Consider the following 4,098-nt stretch of genomic DNA (forward strand, 5'->3'; position numbering starts at 1 on the left):
CACGATTCGGTCACCGGGCTTGCTGCGCTTTGAACGCGTGTTTAATATACTGAACATGTGTTTAGCCAACAGCCCCTATCGCAAGGATCCGCCGATCTGACCACGGCGGCCCGCATCCGCGACACGGCCATAGAAATCTTTGGTGAGCAGGGATTTCAGGTCGGGGTCCGCACCATCGCACGCGCGGCGGGCGTCTCGCCGGGGTTGGTCAACCATCACTTCGGCTCAAAGGAGGGCCTGCGCGCCGCCTGTGACGATCGTGTCACCGCTCTCATTCACAGCGAGAAACTCAAGACCATCACCGCGGCGAGTCCGGCACAGGGCATGTTGGCCGCGATCGCCGAGATCGAGGTCTACGCCCCGCTGGTCGCCTATATGGTGCGCAGCCTGCAGGCAGGCGGCCCGCCGGCCCGCTCGCTGTTCGACCGACTCGTCGACGACACGGAGAGCCATATCCGCGCCGGTCTCGACTCGGGCGCCATCAAGCCGAGTCGGGACGAGAAGGCCCGCGCCCGGTACATCACGATGCTCAATGTCGGCGCCGCGCTGTTGTTCACCCAGCTGAACTACGGCGACGCCGAGAAGATCGACTTCCGCAAGGTCATCCGCGAGATGACCGACCAACTCACGCCACCCGCCCTGGAGTTCTACACCCAGGGCCTGCTCACCGATCCCACGATCATCGAAGCACTCATCAAGGAGGAGTGAATGTCCGGCGTCATCCAAATCCGGGATCTCCGAAAGAATTTCGGTCACTTCACGGCGCTAGACGGCCTGAACCTCGAGGTCGCCCCCGGCGAGATCCACGGCTTCCTCGGCCCCAACGGGGCGGGTAAATCCACCACCATCCGCATCCTGCTCGGCATCCTGCGCTCCAGTGGCGGCTCGGTCGAACTGCTCGAGCGCGACCCGTGGACCGACGCGGTCGACCTGCACCGCGAATTGGCCTACGTGCCGGGCGATGTCACACTGTGGCCGTCGCTGTCGGGCGGGGAGACCATCGATCTGCTCGCCCGGATGCGCGGAGGTATCAATGCCGAGCGACGCGATGCCCTGATCGCGCGTTTCGACCTCGATCCGCGCAAGAAGGCACGCACCTATTCCAAGGGCAACCGCCAAAAGGTCGCGCTCATCTCGGCTTTGGCCTCCGATGTGAAACTGCTGCTGCTCGACGAGCCCACCTCGGGTCTGGATCCGTTGATGGAGCAGGTCTTCCGCGAGTGTGTGCGGGAGGCCCAGCAGCGCGGCACGACCGTGCTGCTGTCGAGCCACATTCTCTCCGAGGTCGAGGTGCTGTGCGACCGGGTGACCATCATCCGCGCCGGACGCACTGTGGAGAGCGGCTCGCTCTCGCAGATGCGCCACCTCTCGCGCACCAATATCACCGCCGAATTGGTCGGCGACCCCGGCGATCTCAGCAAGATCGGGGGCGTCGAGGATATCGAGCGCGACGGCGCGACCCTGCGCTGCCAGGTCGACAGCCAACATCTGGGTCAGCTCATCCGGGTCCTCGGCGACGCGGGTGTGCGCAGCCTCACCAGCGCCCCGCCCACACTGGAAGAACTGTTCCTGCGGCACTATCATCTCGACGGCGACGCGACCGATTCCGGTGCGCCCCATCCCGCACAGCAGGTGCACGCATGACCACCGCGGTGGCCGGGCGGCACACCGCACCCGCTCTCGGCAGCACAAGGGATTTCGCGGGCACCTGGCAGTTGCTGCGACTGTATCTGCGGCGGGATCGGGTCATCTTCCCGCTGTGGGTACTGGCTTTCGCGTTTCTGCCCGCGTTCTATGTGGCCAGCACCAAGAAGGCGTATTCGACACCGATCGATCTGGACAAGTACGCCAAGACGATCGAGGACACGCCCGCCCTTGTCGCCATGTACGGCAACCTGTACAGCCACGACCTGGGGCCGTTGGCGCTGTGGAAGGCCGGGCCGTACTTCGCGTTCATCGGGGTGGCCACCATTCTGACCGTCATCCGGCACACCAGGGTCGAGGAGGAGACGGGGCGGGCCGAACTCGTCGGGGCCACCAGTATCGGCCGCTACGCCGGGCTGACCGCCGTCCTCATCATGACCACGGTCGGCTGCGGCCTAGTGGCACTGTTCGGAACAATGGGTCTGAAGGGCAGCGGCCTACCCGGCTCGGGATCGCTGGCTTTCGCAGGGACACTTGGTCTTTCGGGGCTGCTGTGGTCCGGGGTCGGCGCGGTGGCCGCGCAGGTCAGTGCCGGTGCGCGCACGGCGCGGGGCATCGCGCTCGGCGCGCTGGCGGCGGCCTTCGCGCTGCGCGCCATCGGCGACGCGGGAAACGGTGTGCTGTCGTGGTTCTCGCCGCTGGGCTGGTGTCTGCAGGTGCGCGCGTTCGGCGGCGAGCGGTGGTGGGTCATGCTGCTGCTGGTCGCCACGGCGGTCATCGGGGTGACGGCGGCGTATTGGTTGCTGCAGGACCGCGATACCGGATCCGGTTTGGTCGCCGAGCGTCCCGGCCCGCCACGAGCCGATGCGGCACTGTCGGGTCCGGCCGGGTTGGCGTGGCGGTTGCAGCGCGGCTCGCTGCTCGGTTGGGCCATCGGGTTCCTGCTGTACGGGCTGTTGATGGGCGGTGTGGTCAACAGCGTCGGCGATATGCTCAGCGAGGGCGCCGTGCACGATGTCGTCACCAGGATGGGTGGCACCGATGCGTTGAAGGATGCCTTCATCACGCTGGCGATGGGCATGCTCGCCATCGGTTCGGCCGCCTACTCCCTCTCGGCGACCATGCGGTTGCACGAGGAGGAGAGCAGCGAGCGCGCCGAGGCCACCCTCGCGGGCGCCGTCAGCCGACCGCGATACGCGGCGAGCCACCTCGGTTTCGCGCTGCTCGGCCCGGCCTTGCTGCTGGTCATCGCGGCGGTGGCGATCGGGGTGATGTACGGCTTCGCCGACGGCGATATGGCAGGCAAGCTCGCCAAGACGCTCGGCGCGGCGCTGGTCCAGTTGCCCGCGGTGTGGGTGCTCACCGGGGTCGCGACCGCCATCTACGGCTTGGCGCCGAAGTACACGCAGGTGGCGTGGGGCGTGCTCAGTCTGGTGCTGGTCATCTACTTCCTCGGTGCACTCAATGGGTTACCGCAGTGGGTGGTCGATCTGGTGCCGTTCACGCATGTGCCGAAGGTGCCGGGCAGTGCCTTGCAAGTGGCGCCGCTGCTGTGGTTGCTCGCAGTGGCCGCCGCCTTGCTCGGGATGGGCATCGTCGCGTTCCGGCGACGAGATCTGCGCTGACGGTTACCGCACCGCAATAAACCACGGCCCGCATCCGTCCACCGGATGCGGGCCGTCCTGCGATATGCGGCAATCGCGACAATCCTCGCCGAGGCAAAACTTCAAGCACCGACAAGACCGAGCGAAAAGCGTTGGATTCTAGCAGTCCGCCACCTCGAAAAGGAGGCGACATTCCGAGGCCAACCGGCTGATATAACCGTCGAACTCCTTTTGCGGGACACCAATCCCGATTATGTCCACGACGGCGACTACCCTCCGGGGGCCGCCTGCGACCGCCATCGACCTGACGTCGGTACGAATGGATCGATCTTCCTGTACCCGTGGTCTCACTCGCCCCGAGAATTCGTCCCATCAGTCGCGCATCGGCACGGTTTACTGGTTGTTTATCCGACGAATACCTTCAAGTGATCCCCCTCGGCCGCAGCGGGTTTGAAATGTTACTAGTGCATTCCGACCAAACAGGTATGCTGGCAGTTCGCTGACAGAGTTGTCGATTCGATGCCCGAACTGGCGGTACGGCATCGATGCGCTGGACGGTTGCGTTCTCGGGCTGTAGTCCAGGTTCACTCCGCCGCTGATAGGCAAGGATGTCCATGCTCAGTCAGATCCCTCGCCGCAATTGCCGTCGTTTTTCTCCGCACCCATCGGGCCATGTCTGCTCCGCTATTGCCTGAGCGAAGTCGCGAGTACACCAAGAAAGGCGGCGACTGCGGCCTGCCCCGAATCGACGGCGTCCTATATATCAGCAGTGATTCAATGCCGACGTCACTATTATCGGGTGGGTTGAGTCTGTCGCGAGCCGGAAGCGATCGGAAGAGGTCTACCAGCC

General features: G+C 65.1%; 3 protein-coding genes. All 3 read left to right on the plus strand.

Going from position 1 to position 4,098, the window contains the following annotated elements:
• Window positions 1-57 precede the first annotated feature (57 nt).
• Genes D5S18_RS20025 through D5S18_RS20035 form a run of 3 tightly spaced genes read left to right on the plus strand, consistent with a single transcriptional unit; the run spans window position 58 to window position 3,269 of the window.
• The gene (locus tag D5S18_RS20025) at window positions 58-708 is read left to right on the plus strand and encodes a TetR/AcrR family transcriptional regulator (RefSeq protein WP_120042577.1); all 651 of its coding nucleotides are present in this window, start codon (window positions 58-60) and stop codon (window positions 706-708) included.
• Window positions 709-1,644, plus strand: a complete 936-nt coding sequence (locus D5S18_RS20030; protein ID WP_120042578.1) for an ABC transporter ATP-binding protein — start codon at window positions 709-711, stop codon at window positions 1,642-1,644.
• Window positions 1,641-3,269 (plus strand): ABC transporter permease, encoded by a 1,629-nt coding sequence (locus D5S18_RS20035; RefSeq protein ID WP_120042579.1) that lies wholly within the window; start codon window positions 1,641-1,643, stop codon window positions 3,267-3,269. Before D5S18_RS20030 ends, D5S18_RS20035 begins: the two co-directional genes overlap by 4 nt.
• The last annotated feature ends 829 nt before the right edge of the window (window positions 3,270-4,098 follow it).

The sequence above is a fragment of the Nocardia panacis genome (genome assembly GCF_003598715.1).
Taxonomy (GTDB): domain Bacteria; phylum Actinomycetota; class Actinomycetes; order Mycobacteriales; family Mycobacteriaceae; genus Nocardia; species Nocardia panacis.

What these genes read in the sequence shown, in the direction of transcription:
- D5S18_RS20030 (WP_120042578.1), top strand. Translation starts at nt 709, where the DNA reads ATGTCCGGCGTCATCCAAATCCGGGATCTCCGAAAGAATTTCGGTCAC.
- D5S18_RS20035 (WP_120042579.1), top strand. Translation starts at nt 1,641, where the DNA reads ATGACCACCGCGGTGGCCGGGCGGCACACCGCACCCGCTCTCGGCAGC.